This window comes from Ruegeria sp. HKCCA0235A (assembly GCF_013033235.1).
Classification (GTDB): Bacteria; Pseudomonadota; Alphaproteobacteria; order Rhodobacterales; family Rhodobacteraceae; genus Ruegeria.
The window spans coordinates 51,701-75,837 of sequence record NZ_WQDQ01000014.1; the positions used below are offsets into that span (position 1 = coordinate 51,701).

Below are 24,137 nucleotides of genomic sequence, written 5' to 3' on the forward strand. Positions count from 1 at the left end.
GACTCAGGACACCCTGGCGACAATCCTGTTGCGCAGTTTCGATGCGAGTTCGAGCGTCAGGCTTTCAAATCCCTTTGGGCGCCCTGACAGCTGCCAAAGCAACAGGTGGATCGCGATATAGGTGAACACGCCGACGATGACCTTGACGGCAAAGCGGATGCGCAGCAGGGGCAGGTCTTCGGCTGAATCGTAAGCCCAGCCGATTGCGTCGCCACTGCCATAGGCGCTGCTGACGATGAGAACCGCAGTGACCATTGCGATGGCCGCGGCGAATGTGCGCCAGGCCATGAGAATGGGTGTAAGAAGCCCCCCGGTTCCAAAATCCTTGGCCATGACCAGCGCCAGCCCAATCGCGAACAGGCTGGCTGCGCCGGATCCGAGGATCGCGCCCACAAATCCATAGTTGGATCCCAGCAGCACCAGTATGGTTGTTACGACCAGCAGGATACTGTTGCGCAGGAACAGCCGTTTCGTGTCGCCCTGCACATAGCTTGCCGAACGGACATTGGCCTGTAGCGTTTCAATGGCCTTGAGCGGGGCGAGCACCCAGATGACCTGAGAGGCTGCCAGCCATTCATATCCGGCCACCACGACGATCAGGTGATTTGCAACCAGCGCCATTCCGACACTGACGGGAATGATGATTCCCAGCAGAATGGCATTGGCCTGTTCAAAGGCTTCGCGGTCGTTGCCCTGAGTTCTGGAGATGCTGGCGAGCCCGGGATAGATCACCCGCTCAAGTGGCCCGATGACCTGGCTGGTGAACAGTGACACAAGGCGAAAGCCGATTCTGAAAATACCCGCATCCGCCAGCCCCAACGTGGCTCCGATAATGATTTGCGGCATGTTGGTCGTCAGGAATTGCGTGATCTGTGCGCCCAGTGACCATGATGATACGTCGATACAGTCATGCCAGCATCTGAGCGTCAGCCGGGGCCGCATCGGCGCGACGGAAAAGGACCAGATGACGCGTGCGACCTGGGTCAGGAAATTGGCTGCCACAATGGCCCAGAAATCGCGCCAGAACCAGGCAAGGCATACTGCGAACAACGTATATGTGATGCGGCTGATGGCTTCTTCACCAGCCACGAATCCAAACCTGAGATCCCTTTCCAGCAAGGGAAACCGTGTGCTTTTGAGTGAACTGACGATGGCGATCAGACATAAGGCGGGTATCAGCTCGGTCAGGGCAGGCAAGCCCAGAAACCCCATCAGGGGTGCACTGATCCAGATCAGACCAGCGGCGGAAGTACCCAGCAGCAGCTGCATCGTGAAAACTGTATTGAGGTGCGCTTCGGTTACCTCGGGTTGCCGGATCAGGGTCATGGAAATCGCCCGCTGCGCGATTTCAAGCAAGGCCACTGCGATGACGAAATAGGCGATTACACCGAAATCCGTCGGGGTCAGCAGGCGGGCAGTGACGATAAGTGTCAGCAGGCCAAGAATCTGGCTGAAAACACCCGACGCAAACAGTGCTGCGGCCCCGACGACAAGGGGTGAGCCGCGCGGGACTGCGGCACCGGTCGGTTCGGATTTAGGCGAAGGCTTCAACAGCTTTGTCTTTCCACATTCAAAACAAACAACAGAATAACGGGTTAGTGTTTCCTTTTTATCTCCTCTCCCAAGTATTCCAACCGGATAGAGAAGTGCCGTTCTGGCAATTGGGCGGGGTCGCTGTTACTCAAGGAAAACCGCGCTTTTTTATGTCGAAATCACATGATTTTCTTTCAATGTCAGAAGGTTGTTTCATACTCGGTGATACCTGCGGGTCTAGTGTCCGAAAGTTATCTGCTGTTTCAAGGAGAATTTCTGGCCCAGTGTCTCAGATCAGGCTCCTCATGGGCAAGCGCGTCAAGTATGTGATGCCTGATATGTGTCCGGTGGCGGCCAGTGCCCGGAAGCCGGGGTTCAAAACGGTGTAATGGTATGAAGATTGCGATTTTTGGTCTGGGTTATGTGGGGTTCACGGCAGCATGCTGTCTGACCCGTGAGGGGCATGAGGTGATCGGCGTCGATGTGAATGCCGACAAGGTCTCGGAAATCAATGCCGGGCAGCCTCCGATCAAGGAACCCAAGGTGGCCGAGCTGCTGACCGAGGCATTGGGCAAGAACCTGATCCGCGCCACGGTTGAAATCCCCGACCTGTCGGATGTGGATCTGGCCATCGTTTGCGTCGGCACGCCCAGTTCCACTGACGGCTCGCACAACATGAATTTCGTGGCCGAGGTGACGCGGCAGATTGCCAAAGCCGTCTCGCCCGACCGCGCGCGACCGCTGACCGTGGCCTATCGGTCCACCTTCCGGCCGGGCACGGTGCGCCAGCTGATTGAGCCGATCTTTCACAGCTATCTGGGCGATCGGATGGGTCAGGCGATCGAGATTGTCTATAACCCCGAATTCCTGCGCGAGGCTTCGGCGGTGGATGATTTCTTCAACCCGCCCAAAATCGTTGTCGGCACGGCCGATGGCAACCGCTCGGCGGTGATGGACGAAATGCACGAAGGCCTGGACGCGCCGGTGTTCTATACCGCCTTTGAAGAGGCCGAGATCACCAAATTCGTCGACAACACCTGGCACGCGACCAAGGTGGCCTTTGCCAATGAGGTAGGCCGCATCTGTCACAGCATGGGCGTGTCGGCCAAAACCATGCACGAGATTTTCGTCTCGGACACCAAGCTGAACATCTCGGCCTATTACACCCGCCCGGGGGGCGCGTTCGGGGGGTCCTGCCTGCCCAAGGATGTGCGCGCATTGCAGCATATTGCCGGTGAGGTGGGTGCGCATACCCATCTGATCGACAGCCTGCTGCAGACCAATCAGGCGCATAAAACCTATCAGGCGCAGGACATCATGGCGCGGCTGCCCGAAGGGGGCCGGGTGCTGATGGCCGGGCTGGCCTTCAAGGCCGGAACCGATGATCTGCGGGAAAGCCCCAATGTCGATATCGCCCGGCGGCTGTTGCAGGCGGGCTATCAGCTGTCGGTCTATGATCCTGCGATCAAACCGGCCGATCTGCGGGGGCAGAACCTTGGTTATGCCTTTACCCACCTGCCCAACGTGGGCAGCCTGCTGGTGGACCGCGCCACGGCCGAGGCCGGGCCCTGGGATCTGGTGGTCGGTTCAAACCGGATCGTGAATGATCTGAACCTGGGTGATGCAGAGGTGGTAAGAACCTATGAATATGACTAGCCCTGTGCCCGCCGTTCAGCCGATTTCGTTCGAAGAGCTGCGCCAGAGCCAGCCCCTGAAGGGCCTCAAGGTTCTGATCGTGGTGGAAAACCTGCCCGTCCCCTTTGACCGCCGCGTCTGGATGGAGGCGCGCACGCTGGCCGCAGCCGGCGCGTTGGTCTCGGTCATCTGCCCCACCGGCAAGGGCCATGAGGAACGCGTGTGGGAAGATGAAGGCATCAAGGTCTATCGCCACCCGCTGCCGCTGGATGCCAGCGGGGCGCTGGGGTATCTGCTGGAATATGGCGCGGCGCTGTTCTGGGAAAGCTGGCTGTCGCTGAAGATCAAATTCACCCGTGGCTTTCACGTCATCCATGGCTGCAACCCGCCCGATCTGATCTTTCTGGTGGCGCTGCCCTTCAAGCTGTTTGGCGTGCGCTATCTGTTCGATCACCACGACATCAACCCCGAGCTTTACGAGGCCAAGTTCGACAAGCGCGGCTTTTTCTGGAAGCTGATGAAGACGTTCGAGCGGCTGACCTTCGCCTCGGCCCGGGTGTCGATTGCCACCAATGAAAGCTATCGCAAGATCGCCATCGAACGCGGCGGCATGGCGCCCGAGGATGTGTTTATCGTCCGGTCCGGCCCTGATCTGAGTCGGCTGCAGCACCTGCCGCCGAACCCGGCCTGGCGCAACGGGCGGAAATACATGGTGGGTTATGTCGGCGTCATGGGTGATCAGGAAGGGATCGACCTGCTGCTGGAATCCGTGGCGCATCTGGTCAAGGTTCAGGGCCGCGACGATATCCAGTTCTGCCTTGTGGGCGGGGGTCCCAGCCTGGACAAGCTGCGCGAACAATCTGCTGAAATGGGCCTGTCGGACTATGTCACCTTCACCGGCCGTGCCCCGGATCGGGATCTGTTCGAGATCCTGTCAACCGCCGATGTCTGCGTGAACCCGGATCGGGTTAACGAGATGAACGACAAATCCACCATGAACAAGATCCTTGAATACATGGCCTTCGAAAAACCCATCGTTCAGTTCGACGTGACCGAAGGGCGGTTCTCGGCGCAGGAGGCCTCGCTTTACGCCAAGGCCAACGATCCGGTGGATATGGCCGACAAGATCACCGACTTGCTGGTCGATGACGAACGTCGTGCCGCCATGGGCCGCTATGGCCGCGCCCGGGTCGAGGCGGAAATGGCCTGGCCCCATCAGGTGCCTGCACTGATCGCGGCTTATAAGCGGATCTGGAAGGGCTGAGGTTCGTTATTCGGCAGCTTGCTTGGTTTCGATGGGTTTTGGCACTTTGGTCCGGCGACGCAAGCGCATGGCCGGAGCTTCAATGAAATGCCATGACAGCACAGCGCAAATCAGCGTGAAAGGAAGCGATATCGCCATGTTGACAACAGGTGTCGTGACCCCCGCCTGCGCCACCAGCTGCTGGATCGGAAAGGCGTAGATGTAGACGCCATAGGAATAGTCGCCCAGTTTGTTATAGCGCAAAAGCAGCGGGGTTTCGGCGTAGCCTGCAAAGAACGTTGCATAAGACAAGCTGACGGCGAAGACCGGCAGAAACAGCGGCGTGAACCAGGCCATAACGGCCAGCGCTGCAGAGGCGGCCAGCAGGGTCCAGGACAGCGGGATGTACTGGCGCCAGATATAGAACACCATCCCTGTCAGGAACGGCAGTCCAAGCCGTGTGAGCTGCTCGATGCGCGGGTTCAGCTCGACAACCATCGCCACCGCATAGACAGCCAGGAACAGCAGCGCCATTGTGGCGAATATCTTCTTCCGGCCCAGCAGGCCAAGAACCCCGCAGATCAGGACGCCGGTATAGCAGGTGACCTCGTAAGACAGCGACCAGAGTGAACCGTTGACTGCGGGTCCGTAGGGGTTGGATTCAAAAACACCAGGCAGCACGTACTGGATTCTGAACAGCAGCATGTTGCGAACGAAGAACTCCCCCGCCTGCGACCAGAAAACGGCAGGTGGCGCCTGTGTCAGCAGAAAACCGGCAACCAGAAGGGTAATCACGGTCACCATCGCAAGGGCGGGAAACAGGCGCAGCGCGCGTGCGGTCAAAAACGAGGTCGCGGATCGTTTCCGATCGAAGCTGCGCGTGATGAAAAAGCCCGAGATCGCAAAGAATATCCAGACGCAGACCATGCCAAGCGACAATCCGTGCAGCGTGGATTCGAATGGCTGGCCGACCGCGCCGCCCCAGCTCAGCGGATAGGCATGTGATACCAGCACCCCACCAGCAGCCAGGATGCGGATCAGGTTGAAATTGTTGTCGCGCCCGTCTGACCGGTCCGCGATAAGCGGCGCAGGCTTCCCCGAGGTTGCACGCGCATCATGTTCTTTCATCTGCGGGTCCTTGGGCTGATGGCATATTCATACTACACGCAATTATTTAGAGGCTGATCTTTGATACAAGGCCCACGGCGCAGTTGACGCAAGTATATTGAAACCTTGAATTTCGGGTGGAAACGATTCCTTCGAACAAACGACGATTGTATCGGCTTTGGCCTTTGATAGCACGGCCGCAGCGGATGGTAATGTATGATTGGTTTCCAGTGCAATCTGTTGAACTGCGCCTTGCACGCCGGCTAACGAACCAACTATGCGCAGCGGTTGCTGTGTGGGGTTGGCAAAGGTCGGAACTGCCGTACCGTTGAAGATCATAAGAAAGGACAAGGGTCTGCAACTGGGCTTGAAAACCCACGAGTCCTTGGCATCTTCCACATAAGCCCCGGCGCCCAGGCTGCGCGTGTCGTGGAGATTCAACGCCTCAAGATAAGAGGCGTAAATTTTGCCATCCTGATACCACCCGACGGTCAACATTAGATTGCGCAACAGAAACAGTCCGGCGATCACCGCAACAGCTGTTTGTTGTGATCGCAGCCTGGCACTGGGATTCAGCGACAAGCTGGCGGCCAGAAGGGCCAGCATCAGAAGCGGGATCCGTTCACTCAGATGTCCGACGCCGAACAAGTTCGGAGGGATTATCAAGATCAGCAAACCGCACAGCGCCACGGCAAGCTTCATACGCCGGTCGATCCGCCATATCCCGGTGATAAGGCCACCGATCAGCACACCCCATAACAGGAGGCCAAAACCCCAGTCGAATGTGCGCCATGTGGATTCAGCCACGCGCAGGAACCCGTCGACGCGCAGATAGGCCTCGGTGCTCAGACGCGCCCATAATGTTCCTTGCTCGGCATGAGCCAGTAGGTTCGAGACAGGCGTGGCGACGCCTCCACTTGCGGTTTTCGTTTGCAGGAAGATCACGGCCGGTGCGACGGCGATCAATGCAAGCCTTGCGGCTTTGCGCATCAAAACCGACAGCCCCGGATAGCCTGATCTGAGCGCAAGCGACAGTTCGACCATGCCCAGCAGCAGCCCCCACAGCGCAAAGGCCAGACCGTGAATAAAGAAAAGAAGCAGCCCCAGACAGGCTGTAATGGTCAGTTGCCGGACGGGCCGGTCCTGTGCCGCAATCCAATAGCCGGTTGCGCCCAGCAGAACCCCCAATCCAAGCAGAAAATTCGAAAACCCCCAGATCAGGATGTGGTTATACGCGACCAGACCGGCCAGAAACACGGTCAGCACCGAGAGATGCCCATGCAGAACACGTGACAAATACAGGATACCCGCAAACGGGGCCGCAATGATCAGACCGGCGATCAGCTTAGCACCCAAAAGCGGGGGCAGCACTTTCATGACACCTGTACCCAGAACATCCAGCCCGAGATTGGGCAGCAATTGCCAGGCGGCCTCATAGTTCTGTTGCAGTATGGCCGAGTCCGGAAGATTGGCCAGAATGTAATAGCGGGCGATATGGGCGTAGAAATCCGTCAATGGCAGAACGGGTGTCACGCATAGAGGAATGAGGCTGGCAAGCAGAGTCAGTGCCAGAACTGGTCGCAGAGAACGGCTTTGGGATGTCGTAATCATTTCTGCCGCAGGCACTTTTCCAACCACACACTAAAAACTAAAAAACTGTTTCATCAGGTATCAATAACACATCATTATGCAATCTATTTTTCTTGCCGCAGTCCCTCGAAACCCGTCCACGACGATCTGGCGTCAAAGGCTTGGAAGCCCAAACACTGACCTCCCTTCTTAAAATGGTACAAAACGCGGCAGACGGTTCAGGCTTGGTTCCATGAACCTCTGCAACCTTGCATCCGCATCCGCTTCGGTTTCACCGGGCAGGATGGGGGTCACAAACCGGACCAGAGCGCCATCGGTGCGCCCCATGGTGAAGCCGTCCTGAATGACGCTCATCTTGGCGCGGAAATCATTGACCATACGCTTGCCGCGCTGCTCGAACCAGTAATAGACCAGCTGTTTTGACAGCTCTTTCTGGATCACGGCGCGGTTGACCGTAAAGCTGCCATAAGGCGTGTTGCCCGGGTTGATCTCATAAGGTTCAAGGCTGAAGATTTCCCAGCCGCCCACCGGCAGGCACACTTCGGGCGAATGGATGCCGTCGCCGTCGGTCTGCTTGTCGTAAAAGGCCACGAACATGTTCACGAAGTCGCCCGATCCGGTATTGATATAGGTGGCATTGAGGTAATCGCTGGCCCCCAGAACCTGTTCAACCTGTGGATCCAACGTGGTGGGCGACCCGGACCAGGGGCCAAGCTGCCGTGGATAGAGAACAAACGGGTCACGTTCCACAGGCCGCACTTCGGAAGCGGGCCGCAGGGTCCAGGCGGTTGAAACCGCAAGCGTCAGAAGGGCCGCAACCGCCAGCGCCACCGATGCGCGAATGCCAAAGATACGCAAGGCAACAGAACCCAGCCCCTGGGTATCCAGATCAATGGTCTCGGCAAAGGGTTGCGGATTCGGCGCCAGGCGCTGCAAGCCGATGGCCATCAGGAACAGAATGGCGACGCAGAGCAGGAAGATGATCCAGCCTTCAAAGAAATGCATGAAGCCTTCAGCCTGCTCTATGCCGTGCTGATTGACCAGCACGCCGATCACGCCAATGCGGATCGAGTTCATCAGCACGGTCAGAGGGGCGGCCGAAACCAGCAAAACCACCTTGTGCCAGATCGGGCCACGGTAAAGCAGGGCAAAGAGATACGAGAAGCTCAGGATCGGGAACAGATAGCGCAGCCCGGAACAGGCCTCGGCCACCTGCAGTTTGTAGACCCCCAGATCGATGATGTTGCCTTCGATGAAAACCGAAACACCGGCCATCTGCACGAACCAGACGCCCAGCTCGGACGAAATCCATTGCAGGAAGATCGTGAGCTTCCAATAGACGAACTGCGGCAGTGGCAGCATAAACACCAGATGCAGCACGGGAAGCTGGTGGTATTTGCCCCGCTGCCAGCCGAACACGGTCAGCATGACGCCGCCCACCCAGATGATCATGGCATAGGTGACGATATCGGGAATACGGGCCAGGTTGCCCAGAATGGCAATGAGCAGGGCCGCGGCAATCACAAGCACGCCCGGCCAGCGATCATGCACAACCGGGTTGGGGGGCGGCATATCCCGCAATTCACGCAGGAACAGATACAGCGAGATGATCGGGATCAGCGGGCCATGGCTGTATTCGGGGGTGCTCCAGGCGGCGCCCAGAGACACGATCCCGATCCAGAAGACGGGTACCGATCCAAGCAGCAGCAGGACAAACCAGAACAGCCCGACGGTGTTCATGACCGGCAAGCCTCTTCTGGCCGCTTCAAGGATACTACTGCGGCTGTTTTTCGAATCGAGGTGATGCATCACGGTCCATCATGCACAATAAGGTGCGGCCTGAAATTATGACGGCTCAAGCTCCCGCTATTTTGATCCGTTTTCGGGACATTGGGCGCGGGATGTCCTGATTGTCGATATCATGAACCGCGTGAATGAACGTCAGGGTTTGAGAGAAAAGCGCCGGCCCAAAGTCAGAAAGACCGAGTTTGAAGTTGCCTTAAAGCCGTTCTGATCGTCCATTTCATATTGGTACCCCACGTTTACGGCCCAGTCTTTCGTGACCGCCCGTGTATAGGACGCACTGAACGTACCGCGCTGGCGCGGGTTGGGTTGACCGGTTCCCTCGTCTTCCTGGTCGATGTAATCGATACTGAAAGACAGCCCCGATACCGGGTTGATGAAATAGTCATATGTCAGAAACACCAGTGTTTCGCGTGTTTCTATGCTCTGCGTACTGGTGCCGACCCGGCGTTGCACCGTTGCCCCGATCCGGGAACTGGCCAGCTGATAGCTGTAGTCGAGCTGCCCGATCGGTGTGACTTCGTCGAATGGTCCTCTGGTCAGGCCCACGTTGAAGCTCAACACGCCGTTGGCGCGCTGAAAACTGCGGCCGGCCGTTGCGTTTATCCGTGACCCATTGACCCCGAATGTCTGGTCAATCTGAAAATCCGCCGAGCCGTCTGGCAGGGTTTTGCTCCATGCGAAATCCCAGACGAAATCCTCGGTTACGGTGTTTGTATTGGTTGTGCGCTGCGTGTCATCCACCTGACTGTAACCGATATTCGCACTGACGGTAGTGACAGGGGATACGTCATAGGTCCCGCCAACTGTCACAACCGTCGTTTGCTCATCGGTTCGCACGTTGTCCTCTGCCGAGAAATCAGTGTAGCCGAGACGCAAGTTGGCCTGAAAAACCGGTGACACCCGCAATGTCGTGATCGCCGTGTAATTGCTTGACTTGTTGTCGAACAGGTTCGGATCGATTGTGTTTGTATAAGTGCGTTCGCTATAGCTGTAGATGAATTGGAACCCGATTGGATCATTCAGGCCGGTTTGCCAATTCAGGTTGCCCAAGGAGTTGACCTGATCCCCGATGGTTCCGATCACATCGGCGGCATCAATTCTGCCATCCAGATTGGTGTCGGTCAGTGAACGATTAAAAGCCAGATCCTGTTCGCGGTAATCCAATAGCAGGTCAAGCTGGCTGTTCTGGCGCGACCGCTGATACGACAGGCGGGCAGACGGGTCCGCAAAGCTGGAATCCGTCCCGATAATCGGCTCATTGGCGATCCGGTACAGTCCGGAAAGGTCAAGAGCCAATCTCGAATCCGAGGTCTGCTTCAGAATACCCAATGCCAGCGTATTCTCCCACCAGGTCGTGGACCCAAGCGAAGGATCGGTCAGGCGAAGATTGCTGTCATGTCTGAGCGACGAGAGATAATCTAGGGTCACACTCAGGCCGGTCCCGGTCCCAATCTGCTGACCGGTCGGCAGGCCGACCCTTCGGGCCGGGTTTCGTTGTGCCCGTTGTGCGATCAGTTGCTGGCTGGGTGTCTGCTGCACAACCGTCGGTGCGACGGTTGTCTGCTGCACGGATGTTTGCTGTGTCGAGGTTTGTGTTTGCTGCGCAGTCGTTTGCTGTGTCGAGGCCTGCTGCCCGACAGCTGGTGTAAACGAACTTATGACAGCGATCCCGCCCCCCAGAATGGTGGACAGCCTGCTCCTGGATTTCCCCACCTGTATCAGCCCCTATTCGAACAAGCGGCGTGCTGGTACGACAACAACGTCTCCGGGTCTAAGCACTGTATTGCCTTGGATGCCACCGCCCGAGCCTTTGTAGTTATAGGTGTATTTTCTCATCACGCCTGTTTTACTGTCAGCCCGGCGCAATTCGATGCGCTTGCGAGCCGCGAAATTGGTCAGGCCACCGGCCTGAGCCAAAACCTGGAGAATTGTTGTGCCTTCGGTTGCCAGATGCTTGCCGGGCACATTGACCTCACCCATGATGAAAACATCGATGGTTGGTCCGGATGCGGCCTGTCCGCCCAGAAGCGGCGGCGGAGCCAGCGACGCCACTGAAATAAAGACTGTCGGCGGCGTATTGAAATTCGAGGCCAACGCCGATGAGAGCGACGCGCTTAATCCGCTGGTCGACTGACCGGCCGCACGGATCGAACCGGCAAGCGGAAAGTTGATGGACCCGTCCGGCAGAACCAGAATGGTCCGATTCAGGGTGGGATCTTCGAGAACTTCAACCTGCAGCGCATCACCCGGTTGGATTTGATAGGATTGCGCCCATGATGCGGTGGCCACGATCATGGTAATGACAAGTGCGGTCAAGGACCCGATGACTGTACGCATATTCAAATCTCTCACTTTTTCCTACTTATGCCTTCTCACAAGCTGCAAAACAATCAGCAGGGAGTCTGATACATACAAGATGCGGCAGAAATGCAGCGGCGGCGCGCGTGCACTCTGTGCGCTTACTGACCTGCGTTGCTCATCGTGACCAGCCGTTCGATCTCGGCCTCTATGGATGAGGCAATCTCAGCCGAGGCTGCCCCGGTCGCTTCAGCTGCACGAAAACTGCGCAAAGCTTCTTCGTGCCGGTCCAGAGCGGCGTATGTTTTGCCCAGATGGTACAAGACCAGAGGATGCCCAGAGAAAACCTGTGCCGCAGATTCCAGGTACTGGACGGCCTCTTCATAATTGCCGACCTGATACGCCACCCAGCCATAGGTATCTTGAAAGGCGGGCTCTTGCGTGCCCCGCAGACGCTGCGCCAAAACATGCGCTCGTTGCAGGCTTTCGGCATCGTTGCGCTGGGTTGTCAGCAGGCTGGCAAGGTTGTTGGCAACCAAAATCGACTGGCCACTGAGGGGGTAGAGCTTTTCGTAAACGGCAATGGCCTGCTCCATATCGCCGGCCTGTTCGTGAAGCGCTGCCTGCACAAATAGCAGATCGGGATTTTCGGGCAGGGCAATCAGTGCCTCGGCCAGGACATCCTGGGCTTTTTCGATATTGCCACGCTCGGCTTCCAGCATGTGAAGCGCGACCCATGCCCGTGTTATGTCAGGGCGCTCATCGATGATCGCGCGATAAATCTGTTCGGCCTTGTCAAGTTCCCCTTCTTCCGCCAGCGCACGTGCCTTTACAAAGCGCAATGGCAGGGAATCCGGGGTTTCCGTAAGTTTCTGATCGATCCGGGCAAAGGCTTCTTCGTGTTTGTCCTGAGCCAGCATCAGTCGGATAACCGCGATATCAGCGGGCAAGCCGAATTGGGGATCTGCGGCCAATTCGTTGAGAAATTCCATCAGGTCGTCAGAGCGGTTCTGGGAGGCCAGCATGTATGCCCTGAGCTCGTTCGAAAGGCGTTGCGCGTTGGGGTCTGTCAGCGCTTCGAGCGACTTCAGAACAGCTTCAAGGCGGTCCCAATCCTGCTGACGCATATAGGTTTGGGCAAGCAGAGACAGCAGGTCCGGATTTTGCGGGCTTTTGCGCAAGGCATCCAGCAACACGCTCTGGGCAATTTCCAAGTCATTTTTTGACAGCAGATATTGACCATAGCGCGCAGCCTCGGTTCCTGCGTTCTGGGACATCTCCGCAGCCAGGGCAAGCATTTCGCCCATCAGTTCGCGATCGCCGTTGCGCTCGTGAGCATTGGCCATAAGGGTCATCAATTGCGGATCGCGGGGGGTCTGGCTCAGGGCTTCGCGCAGCAGGATAATCGCATCACCGGTCTGATTATCCTCAATCAACCAGGCAGCCTTGAACTTGAGCGCCCCCACCTGTTTCGGATCTTCTTCAAGAATCTTTTCGACCAAAGCGCGAGCTTCTTCAGATTCCCCCTCGCTGAACAGCATCCGGGCAAATTCTACTTCGTTTTCCCGGGTTTGTGCGGTTCGCTCTGCATCTGCCAGAAGATTGCGCATTTCAGAAAGCGCGGTTTGCGTGTCCCCGCTGTGAAATTTCAAAGTGGCCCGCCATGCGCGGAGCTTTGCGGCGTTTGTACTATCCTGCGCGATGATTGCATCAATTTCGTTGATAGCGGCTTGGGGACCGCGATGGTCGTTCAGGAATGCAATAAGGCGTTGAGTTGGCATGTGATCTTCGGCCTGAGGGTCGATCTTCCCGCGCAGAATATCCTCAGCCGCATCCAGCTCGTTCCAGTCGATGTAATGCTGAACCAGCATCGCCTCGACGCCCTCATCCTCGGGGTAAAGCTGAAGCATGCCTTTGAGCTGCAACGCTATCTCTTCGTGTTTGTTCTGAGCCTGTAGGGCACGCAGTCGGATCGCGTACAAATTGTCCTGCTTCGGCACTACGGCCAGTGCGGCATCAATCTCGTTGACCGCATCATCCCAGAGTTCGTTGCGGACAAGCCAGTCGATCACGATTTTCCGCGCGCTCATCAGATCGGGTTTTTGGTCGATCATTTCGCGTGCGGTCCGAATGATGGAATCCGTTCTGGCCACATCCCCGTTACGGATCGAGTCGGTATAGGCCAGGCTGTTATTGATGGACTCGACCTCTATATTGTCGGGTTCCAGTTCGGCGGCTATCGCACCATGGCGTCCGACAGCGTCCCAGTTGCCCAAGTCAAACGCCATCTCGGCCAGTGCGAAGTGGCTTTCGAAATTGTCCGGGTATTGTTCGACCAACAACAGGTACTGGCCGAATGCGACTGGGATGTTCTCTCGATCACGCTCAAGCCGGGCATAGGTCAGGCGCGCCTCCTTGTGCTGGCCGTTCAGTTTGAAGACGTTGCGGAATTCGACCAGAGCGCGCTCGACGTCGCCCTCTTCCAGCAAGGCCAGCCCGGCCTGATAATGTTTCTCGGCCCGCTCTTCAGCGGTGTCACAGGCACTCAGGAACAGGAACGCAGCACACAGAAGCGATGCAAGACGTGGGAGACGAGAAAAGACGGACTGGTTCATGGGTAGGTTTCCACACGATCTGGGCGCAACAAGGATACAGCCATCCCAAAAGGCTACAAAATGACCGTTTCAGCAACCGGTCCCGCGCAGAACCGCAAAAATTGTCCGAAACAGGATATGCATGTCCGTCTTGAGCGACATATCCTTCCAGTATTCCACATCATGCTGCGCGCGCTCGGCGAATGTCGAGTTATTCCGGTTGGAGACCTGCCATGAGCCGGTAATCCCAGGGCGCATTCTGTAGTACATGTTGTTTGGATAAAGCTCTTTCTGGCAAACCATCATGGGGCGGGGGCCAACCACGGACATTTCGCCAACGAAAACATTCCAGAATTGCGGCAACTCATCCATCGAGGATTTGCGCAGGAATGTCCCGAACTTGATGATGCGCGGATCATTCCGCAGTTTCTGGTCGCGATTCCATTCCTCACGGGCTTCAGGGTTTTCTTTCAGATGTTCTTGCAGCACATTTTCGGCGTCATGCACCATTGTGCGTAGCTTGATCATCTTGAACGCCTTGCCGTTCTTGCCCAGCCGTTCCTGCCGATAAAACGGAGTCACGCCCTGGAATGCCAAAAATGCGGCCAGCATAAGAACAAAAGGCACAACGAAAGGTGCTGCTAGCAAAGCGAACGCAATGTCAAAAAGACGCTTGCCCACACTTCTGTACACCCCTCGACACGGCAACGGAGTGGGTACAACAGAAATACCGGAGTAGCCCGCGCCAGCGTTGGCCACTTCTTTCGAATGACTTGTCACTATTTAAACCCCCAACACACACAATTACTCACGAACCACTCACCAAACTTACGAACCGAACACGCTCGACCTCAACCACATATATTTAAAATCTTATATTTTTATACCACTTCGACCCTGCACTTACTCACTTGCGAGGCCGCTTTCCCGTATCCAACTGTTAACAAATTCCACCTGCCTTGCAAAACATTAATGCTGGCGAACGTGTTCTCTGGTCGCTGAATACAGGTGCTTTTTTACAGTATCGTGAAGATGCGATCAGCTGATTGGCCGCAAATTCATGAACTTTCGTTTCCCTGTGGGACACAATGGGCGAAAATTTCACCCTTTAGGTTTGATTTCCGCCCTTAGAATCTTTTTTAATGTGTGATCACATCAGGTTCTGGTCGCCTCTTTTTTGGTCAACCTAATAAGGACACAACGGAAACAATCGCACCGATCACTTCAGATTGAGAAAGCGGGAAGGTCAATTCACCGCGTGTGCAGTTTAGTGGTGCCTGCTATCTTGATTTTGTGACAAACTAGTACCCAAGTACTTTTTGTTTATGTGATGTGTTCGTTGTGTAAGGGATTTCTGGTGGTTCAGAGTATGAGTTTGGATAATCTCCAGGGGGCCAGTACGAGGTTTGACAAGGCAGAAGGCAACCGAGGTGCAATGGCGTCCAGCGACGGGTTTTATCTAGATTATTTCGGGCTTGACCGACGGCCCTTCACGCTGCTTCCGGATCCCGGATTCATGTACTGGTCGCCGCTGCACAAGCGCGGTTACTCGGTCCTGCAATTCGGCATCATGAGCTGTGCGCCCATCACCGTGCTGACCGGGGAAATCGGGGCCGGGAAAACCACCCTGATACAGCATCTCCTCAGCGAGATGGAGCAGTCGATCACGGTTGGGCTGATTTCGAATGCGCAGGGCGGTCGCGGAGAGCTGCTGCAATGGGTCCTGCACGCGCTGGGTCTGCCGATCGAGGCGGATGCAAGCTATGTACAGATATTCCGGGCGCTGCAGGATTTCCTGGTCGCGGAATATGCCGAGGGCCGGCGGGTGGTTCTGATCTTTGACGAAGCGCAGAACCTGACCGTCGAAGGGTTGGAAGAAATCCGGATGCTGACCAATATCAACTCGAATACGGATGAGCTGATTCAGCTTGTTCTGGTTGGTCAGCCTGAATTGCGCGACATGGTTCTTGATCCCAAGATGCGCCAGCTGACACAGCGCGTTGCCGCAAGTTTTCATCTTGAACGGATGGATGAGTCTTCGGTCAAAGCCTATATCAGACATAGGATGAAAACGGCTGGCGGTTCAGGCGATGAGTTCACCGAAGAGGCCTGCAAGCAGATTTTCACACAAACGCGCGGTGTTCCGCGACTTGTAAATCAGTTCTGCGACTTTGCCCTGCTTTATGCCTGGACGAATGAGGCCGAGAAAGTGGATGAAGAGGTTGTGGAGCAAGTGGTCAAAGATGGCGTGTTCTTTGGCGGAAACTCACTCGAGAAGGAGCTGACAGTCTGATATGGGCCCGGTTCGCTATTACTTTTCCATTTTCCTGAGGCGGTTTCCGTATTTTCTGATCGTCGCGCTCATTGTCTCTGTGGCATCGATCATCATAGCACGGGCGCTGCCCCCGACCTACCTGTCTCAGATGCGCCTGATCGTGGAATCGCCCCAGATTCCAGGCAGCCTGGCCGCGAGTACTGTGACCACACCTGCAGCAGAGCAACTGCAGATCATCGAACAGCGCCTGCTGACCCGGCCGGTCCTTCTTGATATCGCCCATGAATTTGAGGTTCTGCCTGATCAGGACGAGGCAACCCCCGATCAGATCGTCAACGCCATGCGCAAGAGCACCTCGATCTGGATCACCGGGGGTCTCAATCAGGCCAATCTGATGACAATCACCTTCGAGGCGCGCAGTGGCCAGATTGCGGCAGGTGTGTTGAACAGATACCTGACGGAAATCCAGAAGCTGGATGTCACCTATCGCAAGGAACGGGCCACAGATACCCTGGCTTTCTTCGAGCTCGAAGTAGAACGGCTGAGCGACGAGTTGAGCCGGCGCAGTGCCCGTATCCTTGAGTTCAAGAATGAAAACTCCAGCGCCTTGCCCGACAGCCTGCAATTTCGGCTGGCGCAGCAGGGGGCATTGCAGACCAATCTTGAACAGACGGATCAGCAGATATTTTCGCTCAAAGCGCAGCGCGAAAAGCTGGTCAATATCTTCAGTTCAACCGGTCAGGTTGTCGGGGTATCCCAGCAGAACCTGTCCCCTGCGCAACAACAGCTGAGCCAGTTGCGGAATCAACTGGATAATCAGCGTGTGATTTATTCCGAAAACAACCCTCAGATTAAGCTGTTGCAAGCCCGGATCGAAAAGCTTGAGGAAGTGGTTGCCGCCGAACAGGCAACAAACCCAGCCCCGGTTGATGTACAAACAGGCAACTCGGCCCTTGATCTGCAACTGGCCCAGGTCGACTCGCAGATTTCGGCGTTAGAGGATCAGAAACGGGTTATGGAAGACCGTCTTAACGCTCTGACGTTGACCATCGATCAGACGCCGGCCAATGCCATCACACTGTCTGAACTGCAGCGCGAACATGACAACATCCAAACCCAGTACAATGCCGCAGTCAGCCGTCTGGCCGCAGCCTCGACCGGGGAACGGATTGAGGTCACGTCCCAAGGGCAACGTATTTCCGTCATTGAGCATCCCTCTACGCCAAGCGAACCTTCGAAACCCAACCGCCTGATGATTGCCGGAGGGGGATCGGCCTTTGGTATCCTGCTGGGGCTGGGGCTGGTGGTTTTGCTGGAGGTCCTGAATCGGTCCGTGCGTCGGCCCGAAGACCTGATCAACAAGCTTGAGGTCTGGCCGATCGCCACTATTCCCTATGCTCCATCACGCGGTGAAGTGTTGATGCAGCGCGCGGTATGGGGTGGGATCATACTGGCTATTCTAATCGGAGTGCCAGCCGGGGTCTGGGCGGTGCATACCTATTACCTACCCCTCGATCTTATTACCGAGAGAGTGATGGATAAACTGGAGACATACTGGTGAGTATTGTTTCGATTGATTTGGTGAATGTGTGATGGACCGTCTTCAGAAAGCGATTCAAAAGGCGCGCGAGGAACGGCAGAGCCGCGAAAGCCCGCCGCCGGTCATGGAACAACCGCCCCGTCACGCCCCGTCAGAAGACGCTTGTGACGCCCGGTGGCAAAGCGTGCCCGAGATACAGATCGACCCAAAGCTCGCAGTGCGCAACCGGCTTGCATCGCTTGCTGGCGGCGGAGACGCCACCCCCTATGACATGTTGCGGACCAAGATGCTGCAACAGATCTTGTCCAACAAATGGCGCAGGGTGGCATTGACCTCCCCGTACAGCGGGTGCGGCAAAAGCACGACGACGGCCAACCTGGCGTTCAGCCTGGGGCGGCAGGAAGATCTGCGGACGATCGTGATCGATTTCGACATGCGGCGCAGGGGGCTGGCCGAGATTCTGAAGCAAACCGGCAACCACAGCATGGCCGACGTCATTCAGGGGTCGGTGCCGTTTCACGAACATGCGCTGCGGTATGGCAAGAACGTGATCTTCGGGCTGAATTACACGCCCACGCGCAATCCGGCGGAGATCTTGCAAAGCCGACGGGCAATCGAATTTCTCGAACAGCTTGAGGCGGATTACAAACCCGACGTCATTCTGTTCGACACGCCCCCCCTGATGATGAGCGATGACAGCCACGGCTTTCTCAGGAACGTCGATTGTGCCCTGCTTCTGGCGGCCGCCGAAGAAACCAGCATTGACCATATTGACGTTGCCGAACAGCAACTGGCGGAACTGACCAGCGTCATGGGGATCGTGCTGAACAAATGCCGATACATCAGCGGGACGTTTGGCAATGAGTACGGATCCTACTGATACGGCCCCGGCCGATGCGGTGATCATTCCCCATTACAACGATTTGCCCCGGCTGGAACGATGTCTTCTTGCCCTGAGAGAGAACGATCTGACGGCAACTGAAATCGTTGTCGTTGACAACAACTCTCCGGTTTCGCTGGATACGATGCGCCAGGCCTTTCCCGAGGTGCATTTCGTGGTGGAAACCCAAAAGGGCGCGGCCCATGCCCGCAATCGCGGAGTTGCAGAAACCAGGGCGCCCCGACTGTTTTTCATTGACGCCGATTGCGTACCCGCGCCGGACTGGTTGAGCGTCGGGCGTCAGGTCGCGGATCAGGCCGATCTGATTGGTGGCCGGGTAGATGTCTTTGACGAAACCCCACCCCCGCGCAGCGGCGCAGAAGCGTTCGAGGCTGTTTTTGCATTCAACTTCCGCAGGTATATCGAGGTTCAGGGGTTTTCCGGCGCCGGCAACCTGCTGACCCGACGCGATGTGTTCGATGCAATCGGCGGGTTCATCAACGGTGTCTCGGAAGATCGGGAATGGACCATGCGCGCGGTCGCGCGCGGTTATAGCCTGATCTACCGGGACAACTTTCGTGTCAGCCATCCATCCCGGCAGAATTGGCCCGCGCTCAAGGCCAAGTGGCGGCGCACGACACAAGAGGCGTATCTGTTGCACGGCACCAATCCTGGCGCACGTCTACGGTGGGCAATCCGTGGGTTGGCCATGCCCGCCAGTGCGATCGTGCATACACCAAAGGTTATCTCCAGCGGCAAACTGGCCTCGGCAGGCGAAACCTGGCGCGCGATTGCCACGTTGTTCCGGCTCAGATGTCAGAGGATGATCTGGATGCTGCGCCAAGCTGTGGGTGGCAACATCTGATCGGAGCAAAAGAAAAGGGACCGTGAAACGGCCCCTTGTCTGTCAGGTTTGTGTGTAGCTCAGGCAGCCGCCCTACGACGGCGCGTCAGGGCCAAACCGCCAAGTGCGGTCAGAAGCAGCAGACCACCGGCTGGCAGCGGAACCGGAGCCACATCGAAATCAAATGTAACCGGCACCGGCTTGCCACTGGCATCGGTTGCCCCTGTAGAGTTGGCCCAGCTAAACACCAAATTCTGGCTCAAGGTGTTCGGGCTGACGCTGCTGAACAGCGTGCTGAGTGTCGTCTGAACACCACCCAGAACCGACGTCGATGCCAGCACGTTGGCCGGATTCAAGGCGTCGACCCAGCTCACCGTCAGACCTGTGAACGTGCTCAGCAGATTGATGGTGATCGAAGCGTTCGCAACACCAAAAAGAGGATCAATCGGCGACTGGAAGTTGATCATGTAAGCCCCGGGTCCACCCATCGTGGAAACGGTACCGGAGAAGAGCGTGTCGGAGGTGATGTCATATCCACCCCCCGGCAGAGGACCACCACCCGCTGACACCGAGGTCAGAGCGCTGGCCGATCCGGCCATCATCACAGCAGTAGCAAGCCCCGCCGCCATCATTTTAAAAGTTCTAAACATACAAAGTCCCACCTTTGATTTTTATACACACAACCCGCTCGAAATCTCGGCAGGGCACCTACTGCAATCATTAATAATTCATTTCTATTTGATTGCGAAGGATTTTTCGCTGGATTGTGGCTTTTTCTGGGCGAAAGACCACTTTCGGGGGCACAATAAATGGCTGAAATTCAGTTTGTTTCTCAATCGTGAACCGGAGTCACCCGAATAAGGCGAATCTACGTCTTGAAGACATCGCGGATATTCAAGGAGTCCAAGATGTTCTGATAGCCCCACTTAGGTCATACTGACAAATGGCGAAATGCGAGCCCTGATAATATCACGCAGGCCCTTTGGCATTTCGCTTGCAGGACCTGCCGGCTATGAGCGTGCCGCAACAAGCCTGCCGTTACGAAATTCCTTGCGCAGATGCTGGGTGTCAATGCCTTCGCATCATCCGCGGCAACATCGACAGGCCTCGAACAGAGTCGCAGCAACCTCCAGATGCACCAACGCATCTACTTGCGAGCGAAAGGAAAAAGTGGTGTTTCGATGGTGCGGCTCATTGACGGATTTATAACATCCCACGGTAGATCGAATTTGTAACACAACCACCTTATCCTGTCATACTCTCCAATAGGACGCCGGGGATGATTTTAGAAATCCGTATTTTCTAAAATTGTCCTCGGAACAGTTTTGCTCTAGGAGGCCGAAAAAAGGGTCTCGCGCCTTTTTTAGCCAGCAGGCGTAAGTGCCGATGGACCGGCGCAAGGCAATCACGCGCCGCATGGGTTGCCCGAATAGCGTTCGTCACATGCCCCGCTAAAGTTCATAATGGAAATTTCTGCGCGTTTCAGCGCGCTCGATTTCACGCCTGGTTTTTGGACAGCGCGCCACGTGCGGCGCATACGTCTCCCTTATCAACTGTAACAAAGTGTCCGAGAATCCGGGAAAGTGCTGCGCCGTCCTAGGATCAGGACCCATTGATTTCAGCCGCTGTCTATGATTCATCACGTCCAAAACAAGCGGTGAACATGTCTGGCCGCACAACGAGAAGATGGCGCGCCTGATAGGCCGCACCAAGGGTGGCATGAACACGAAACTGCACGCCATCTGCAACAGCCAAGGGCGTCCGCTGAACCCACATCATCACCGCCGGACAGGTCAGTGATTATGTCGGTGTGCTTGCCTTGCTTGGTACCGGACATAGAAGACGACTGCGAACAGGATCACGCCGCTCGGATATTGTGCACCTTTGAATGAGGTCATGAACTGGCTTTCGACTTGAAAAAACAGAAGATCAGTCACCCGCTGGCGGCGCGAGCGTCAATGGTCAAAAGTTTGCAACACAACCTCCTTCAACGCATCTGGCAAACTCCGGCACAAATGAGTAGAAGCGATCTTGTTTTTTAAGTTATGGAAGCCGCTGCATGGAACATCTTTCGTCCCACCACAGCCAAGTGGTCAATGTCCAGCGCCCAAAGTACTTTGTGGACATTTCCGGCACCCTTGAACATTCGAAACGAAGCGATTTTCTGACAGGCATTCAACGAGTGGTGGTGACGGTGGCAGCGCAGCTTGCAACCAAGCTTCCTCCGGAGCAGTTGTATCTGTCCTGGTGCGACAAAGAGACGAAAACGTACCACTGTCTCCGTTATGATGCGCTGTCGAAGGATACCGGCATCCTGACGGCCCCGATCCTGCGCAGGCACTTCTTTCCGGAATTGGCGGTCCAAGACCTCGACTCCCTGCTGGGAAAATACAGCAAGCGCCCTCTCAAGCGGCGGTATCACATCGCGCGTCTCGACCTGCTTGCACGCAGGGGGGACGAACGGAGTTTTAAAAAGCGCGGCACAACCCTCAAGGAATGGGCAGAATTGCGCGCCAAAATGAAACAGGCGGCGGATCTGCGCAAATCGGGTCAGCCTTTCGCCGATATCTACGCCCCCCGCGATCATGTGCTGCAACTGGATCTGGCCGTGCAGGACTGGCAAATGCGAATCCTGGCCGAACTGGGGCAGCTTGAGGTGATGAAACATCTGCTGATCTACGATCTGATCCCGCTCGACGTCCCTCAAGTGGTCAGCGGGGACGCGGCGCGCAACTTCCTGTCCTGGCTGGACGAGGCGGTGAACCATGTCGACGCTTTCCTAGTCATCTCCGAGTTTTCGCATACGAAGTTGAAAGAATATCTGGAGAAGACCGGACGCCCCGGGCGCATCACGACCCTGCCCCTGGCGCAAGACCGCCTGCCTTTGCCCAACACATCGAAAGACGAAGACGACGATCCTGTCTCTCGCCAGATGGCGGAATTGTATCCTCTGGCCAGCCGGCTTCACGGAAAGGGGCACGAGGAAACCGAGCTGTTCTGCCGACCCTTTGTGATCTGCGTCGGCACCATCGAGGCGCGCAAGAACATCTGGCGCATCGCCATGGCCTGGAAGCAATTGGTCGAGGAAGGAGAGCGCGACGGCAAACGGGAAATACCCACTCTCGTGTTCGTCGGAAACACCTCGCACATGCCGAAGGATTTCAAGCAATTCATGGAAGGCACCGGGGGGTGCCACGGCTACATCCGCATTGTTTCCGGACCGTCGGACGATTTTCTCGAATTGCTGTATCAGCACTGCCTGTTCAGCGTTCAGGTCAGCCTTGCCGAAGGCTGGGGGCTGCCTGTGGGCGAATCCCTGGCCTATGGCCGCACTGCGCTGGTGGGGCGTGCCTCTTCCTTGCCAGAGGTCGGCGGGGATCTCGTGGAATATTGCGACACCGAAGACATAGACAGTATCGCCGATGCAGCCAGACGCCTGCTGGACGCCGATCATAGGGCAGCGCTCGAAGCGCGGATTTCTGAGGCAACGTTGCGCAGTTGGAGCGATGTTGCGGATGACTTGCTGCGGTTTGTCGAAGCGGACAAGGTGCAGGTAGCCCGCCTGCCTCAACAGCAACCCTCTCAACAGTAATCCTCAAAAAGGCAGATCGACATGTTTAAATCACGGAAGAAAAAACGCGCAGCCATTGAGGCTGCTTTCAACAAGACCATCGACGCGGCGGCCTCGCAGGCGGCGACACAAGCTGCAAGCGAAGCCATACAGCCGGACAGGGTGAATGCCGTGCTTCACGATCTGGTGGCCATGGTCAAGCCCGACGGCCAGCCCAACATCAACGCCTTGTGGCACGAACTCAAAGAGCTCAACGCGATCAAGTGGTCGGTCAAGCAGCAGGGTTACGCGATCGGACGGCAGGTTTTCGAGCATACCAAGACACTGCCCGTTCCCGACAAGCCAGAGGCATTCACGCTGGACTGCAAGCCTTCCACACAGGCGGATGTTCAATCACCCTGGTTCCTCTATTGGATGGACCAGTTGCAATCCGCCCCGCTGCCGCATCGCAAACTTTGGGAATTCGCCTGGATTCTCCAGAATCTGCACGGCCACGGGAAACTGACTGCGGGACAGCGCGCATTAGGGTTCGGATGTGGCACAGAGCCATTTCCATCCTACTTTGCCAACCTGGGGATCGACGTTGTTGCGACCGATCTCGCCCCCGAGGAAGTCCATGGTCGCGGCTGGGCCGAAACCGGCCAGCACACCGCGAGCCTGGATGCCATCTATGAGGCAAAACTGGCCCCGCGCGAGGCCTTCGACCGTCACGTATCGCTTGATTACGTCGACATGAACGACATCCCGGCAAAATACGACGGGCAGTTCGATTTCTGCTGGTCCATTTGCGCGCTGGAACACCTCGGTTCGATCAAGAACGGCCTCGACTTCATCGAAGCATCGCTCAACACGCTCAAACCGGGCGGGATCGCGCTGCACACGACGGAATTCAACTATACCGAAATCGATCTCACCACGGATAACTGGCAGACCGTCCTGTTCCTCCGCCGTGACTTCGAAGCGCTGGCAAAACGGCTGAACGAAGCCGGGCACACGGTTGCTCCTTTGAACTTCGACGTAGGTCACGATCCGCTGGATTGCTTTGTGGACCTGCCGCCTTTCGAGTTCGATAAATTCATGAACTACCAGCCCGACGATTCCAGTTACCGCGAAGGTCACCTGAAAACGAGCGTTGATGGTTTCCCGTCAACCTGCTTCGGCTTTGCCGTACAGAAGAAGGCATAGCCCTGAACTTGTGGCCCGCAGGCATCGCATGAGTGT

At 56.5% G+C, this 24,137-nt stretch carries 17 protein-coding genes and 1 pseudogene; 9 read left to right on the forward strand and 9 right to left on the reverse strand.

Annotated elements, in window-relative coordinates:
• Positions 1-3: 3 nt before the first annotated feature.
• Positions 4-1,551, reverse strand: coding sequence for an oligosaccharide flippase family protein (locus tag GOW56_RS19575; RefSeq protein WP_171206928.1), 1,548 nt, complete (start codon positions 1,549-1,551; stop codon positions 4-6).
• 375 nt (positions 1,552-1,926) lie between these two features.
• Between GOW56_RS19575 and GOW56_RS19580 the strand changes: the two genes are divergently transcribed.
• Positions 1,927-3,189 carry a nucleotide sugar dehydrogenase gene (locus tag GOW56_RS19580; RefSeq protein ID WP_171206929.1) on the forward strand — a complete coding sequence of 421 codons (1,263 nt, stop codon included), beginning with the start codon at positions 1,927-1,929 and terminating at the stop codon, positions 3,187-3,189.
• Positions 3,176-4,432, forward strand: a complete 1,257-nt coding sequence (locus GOW56_RS19585) for a glycosyltransferase family 4 protein (protein WP_254447261.1) — start codon at positions 3,176-3,178, stop codon at positions 4,430-4,432. Before GOW56_RS19580 ends, GOW56_RS19585 begins: the two co-directional genes overlap by 14 nt.
• A gap of 6 nt (positions 4,433-4,438) precedes the next feature.
• On the opposite strand, the gene GOW56_RS19590 is transcribed toward GOW56_RS19585, so the two are convergent.
• The 7 genes from GOW56_RS19590 to GOW56_RS19620 all read right to left on the reverse strand — a co-directional run bounded on the left by GOW56_RS19590 (position 4,439) and on the right by GOW56_RS19620 (position 14,586).
• Entirely contained in the window at positions 4,439-5,539 is a 1,101-nt protein-coding gene (locus tag GOW56_RS19590; RefSeq protein ID WP_171172438.1) for an acyltransferase, read from the reverse strand.
• A 42-nt stretch (positions 5,540-5,581) separates the two neighbouring features.
• Positions 5,582-7,129, reverse strand: coding sequence for a hypothetical protein (locus GOW56_RS19595; protein ID WP_171206930.1), 1,548 nt, complete (start codon positions 7,127-7,129; stop codon positions 5,582-5,584).
• A gap of 168 nt (positions 7,130-7,297) precedes the next feature.
• The gene (gene xrtD, locus GOW56_RS19600) at positions 7,298-8,848 is read right to left on the reverse strand and encodes a VPLPA-CTERM-specific exosortase XrtD (protein WP_253284308.1); all 1,551 of its coding nucleotides are present in this window, start codon (positions 8,846-8,848) and stop codon (positions 7,298-7,300) included.
• A 201-nt stretch (positions 8,849-9,049) separates the two neighbouring features.
• Complete coding sequence (locus tag GOW56_RS19605) at positions 9,050-10,483, reverse strand: hypothetical protein (RefSeq protein ID WP_171120503.1); 1,434 nt, start codon at positions 10,481-10,483, stop codon at positions 9,050-9,052.
• Positions 10,484-10,639: 156 nt separating this feature from the next.
• Positions 10,640-11,251, reverse strand: coding sequence for a polysaccharide biosynthesis/export family protein (locus tag GOW56_RS19610; protein ID WP_170346999.1), 612 nt, complete (start codon positions 11,249-11,251; stop codon positions 10,640-10,642).
• Between the two features lie 122 nt (positions 11,252-11,373).
• Positions 11,374-13,827 carry a tetratricopeptide repeat protein gene (locus tag GOW56_RS19615; RefSeq protein WP_171206931.1) on the reverse strand — a complete coding sequence of 818 codons (2,454 nt, stop codon included), beginning with the start codon at positions 13,825-13,827 and terminating at the stop codon, positions 11,374-11,376.
• Between the two features lie 69 nt (positions 13,828-13,896).
• Positions 13,897-14,586, reverse strand: coding sequence for a sugar transferase (locus tag GOW56_RS19620; RefSeq protein ID WP_371807922.1), 690 nt, complete (start codon positions 14,584-14,586; stop codon positions 13,897-13,899).
• Positions 14,587-15,175: 589 nt separating this feature from the next.
• Between GOW56_RS19620 and GOW56_RS19625 the strand changes: the two genes are divergently transcribed.
• From GOW56_RS19625 to GOW56_RS19640, 4 genes are read left to right on the forward strand one after another with little or no spacing between them, the layout of a single operon-like run.
• Entirely contained in the window at positions 15,176-16,099 is a 924-nt protein-coding gene (locus GOW56_RS19625; RefSeq protein WP_254447262.1) for an ExeA family protein, read from the forward strand.
• A gap of 1 nt (position 16,100) precedes the next feature.
• Entirely contained in the window at positions 16,101-17,642 is a 1,542-nt protein-coding gene (locus tag GOW56_RS19630) for a lipopolysaccharide biosynthesis (protein ID WP_171120508.1), read from the forward strand.
• Positions 17,643-17,673: 31 nt separating this feature from the next.
• Positions 17,674-18,501: a CpsD/CapB family tyrosine-protein kinase gene (locus tag GOW56_RS19635; RefSeq protein WP_171172442.1), complete on the forward strand. Its 828-nt coding sequence runs from the start codon at positions 17,674-17,676 to the stop codon at positions 18,499-18,501.
• Positions 18,482-19,366, forward strand: a complete 885-nt coding sequence (locus GOW56_RS19640; RefSeq protein WP_171206932.1) for a glycosyltransferase family 2 protein — start codon at positions 18,482-18,484, stop codon at positions 19,364-19,366. The genes GOW56_RS19635 and GOW56_RS19640 overlap by 20 nt, the downstream gene beginning before the upstream one ends.
• Positions 19,367-19,425: 59 nt before the next feature.
• On the opposite strand, the gene GOW56_RS19645 is transcribed toward GOW56_RS19640, so the two are convergent.
• Positions 19,426-19,995 (reverse strand): VPLPA-CTERM sorting domain-containing protein, encoded by a 570-nt coding sequence (locus GOW56_RS19645; protein WP_171206933.1) that lies wholly within the window; start codon positions 19,993-19,995, stop codon positions 19,426-19,428.
• Positions 19,996-21,037: 1,042 nt separating this feature from the next.
• Between GOW56_RS19645 and GOW56_RS19650 the strand changes: the two are divergent.
• The 3 genes and pseudogenes from GOW56_RS19650 to GOW56_RS19660 all read left to right on the forward strand — a co-directional run.
• Positions 21,038-21,170, forward strand: a pseudogene (locus GOW56_RS19650) (IS5/IS1182 family transposase); the annotation flags it as partial.
• A gap of 234 nt (positions 21,171-21,404) precedes the next feature.
• A complete protein-coding gene (locus tag GOW56_RS19655) occupies positions 21,405-22,937 on the forward strand; it encodes a glycosyltransferase (RefSeq protein WP_171206934.1) in 1,533 nt (510 codons plus the stop codon).
• A gap of 21 nt (positions 22,938-22,958) precedes the next feature.
• A complete protein-coding gene (locus tag GOW56_RS19660) occupies positions 22,959-24,101 on the forward strand; it encodes a cyclopropane-fatty-acyl-phospholipid synthase family protein (protein WP_171120520.1) in 1,143 nt (380 codons plus the stop codon).
• Positions 24,102-24,137: the final 36 nt, after the last annotated feature.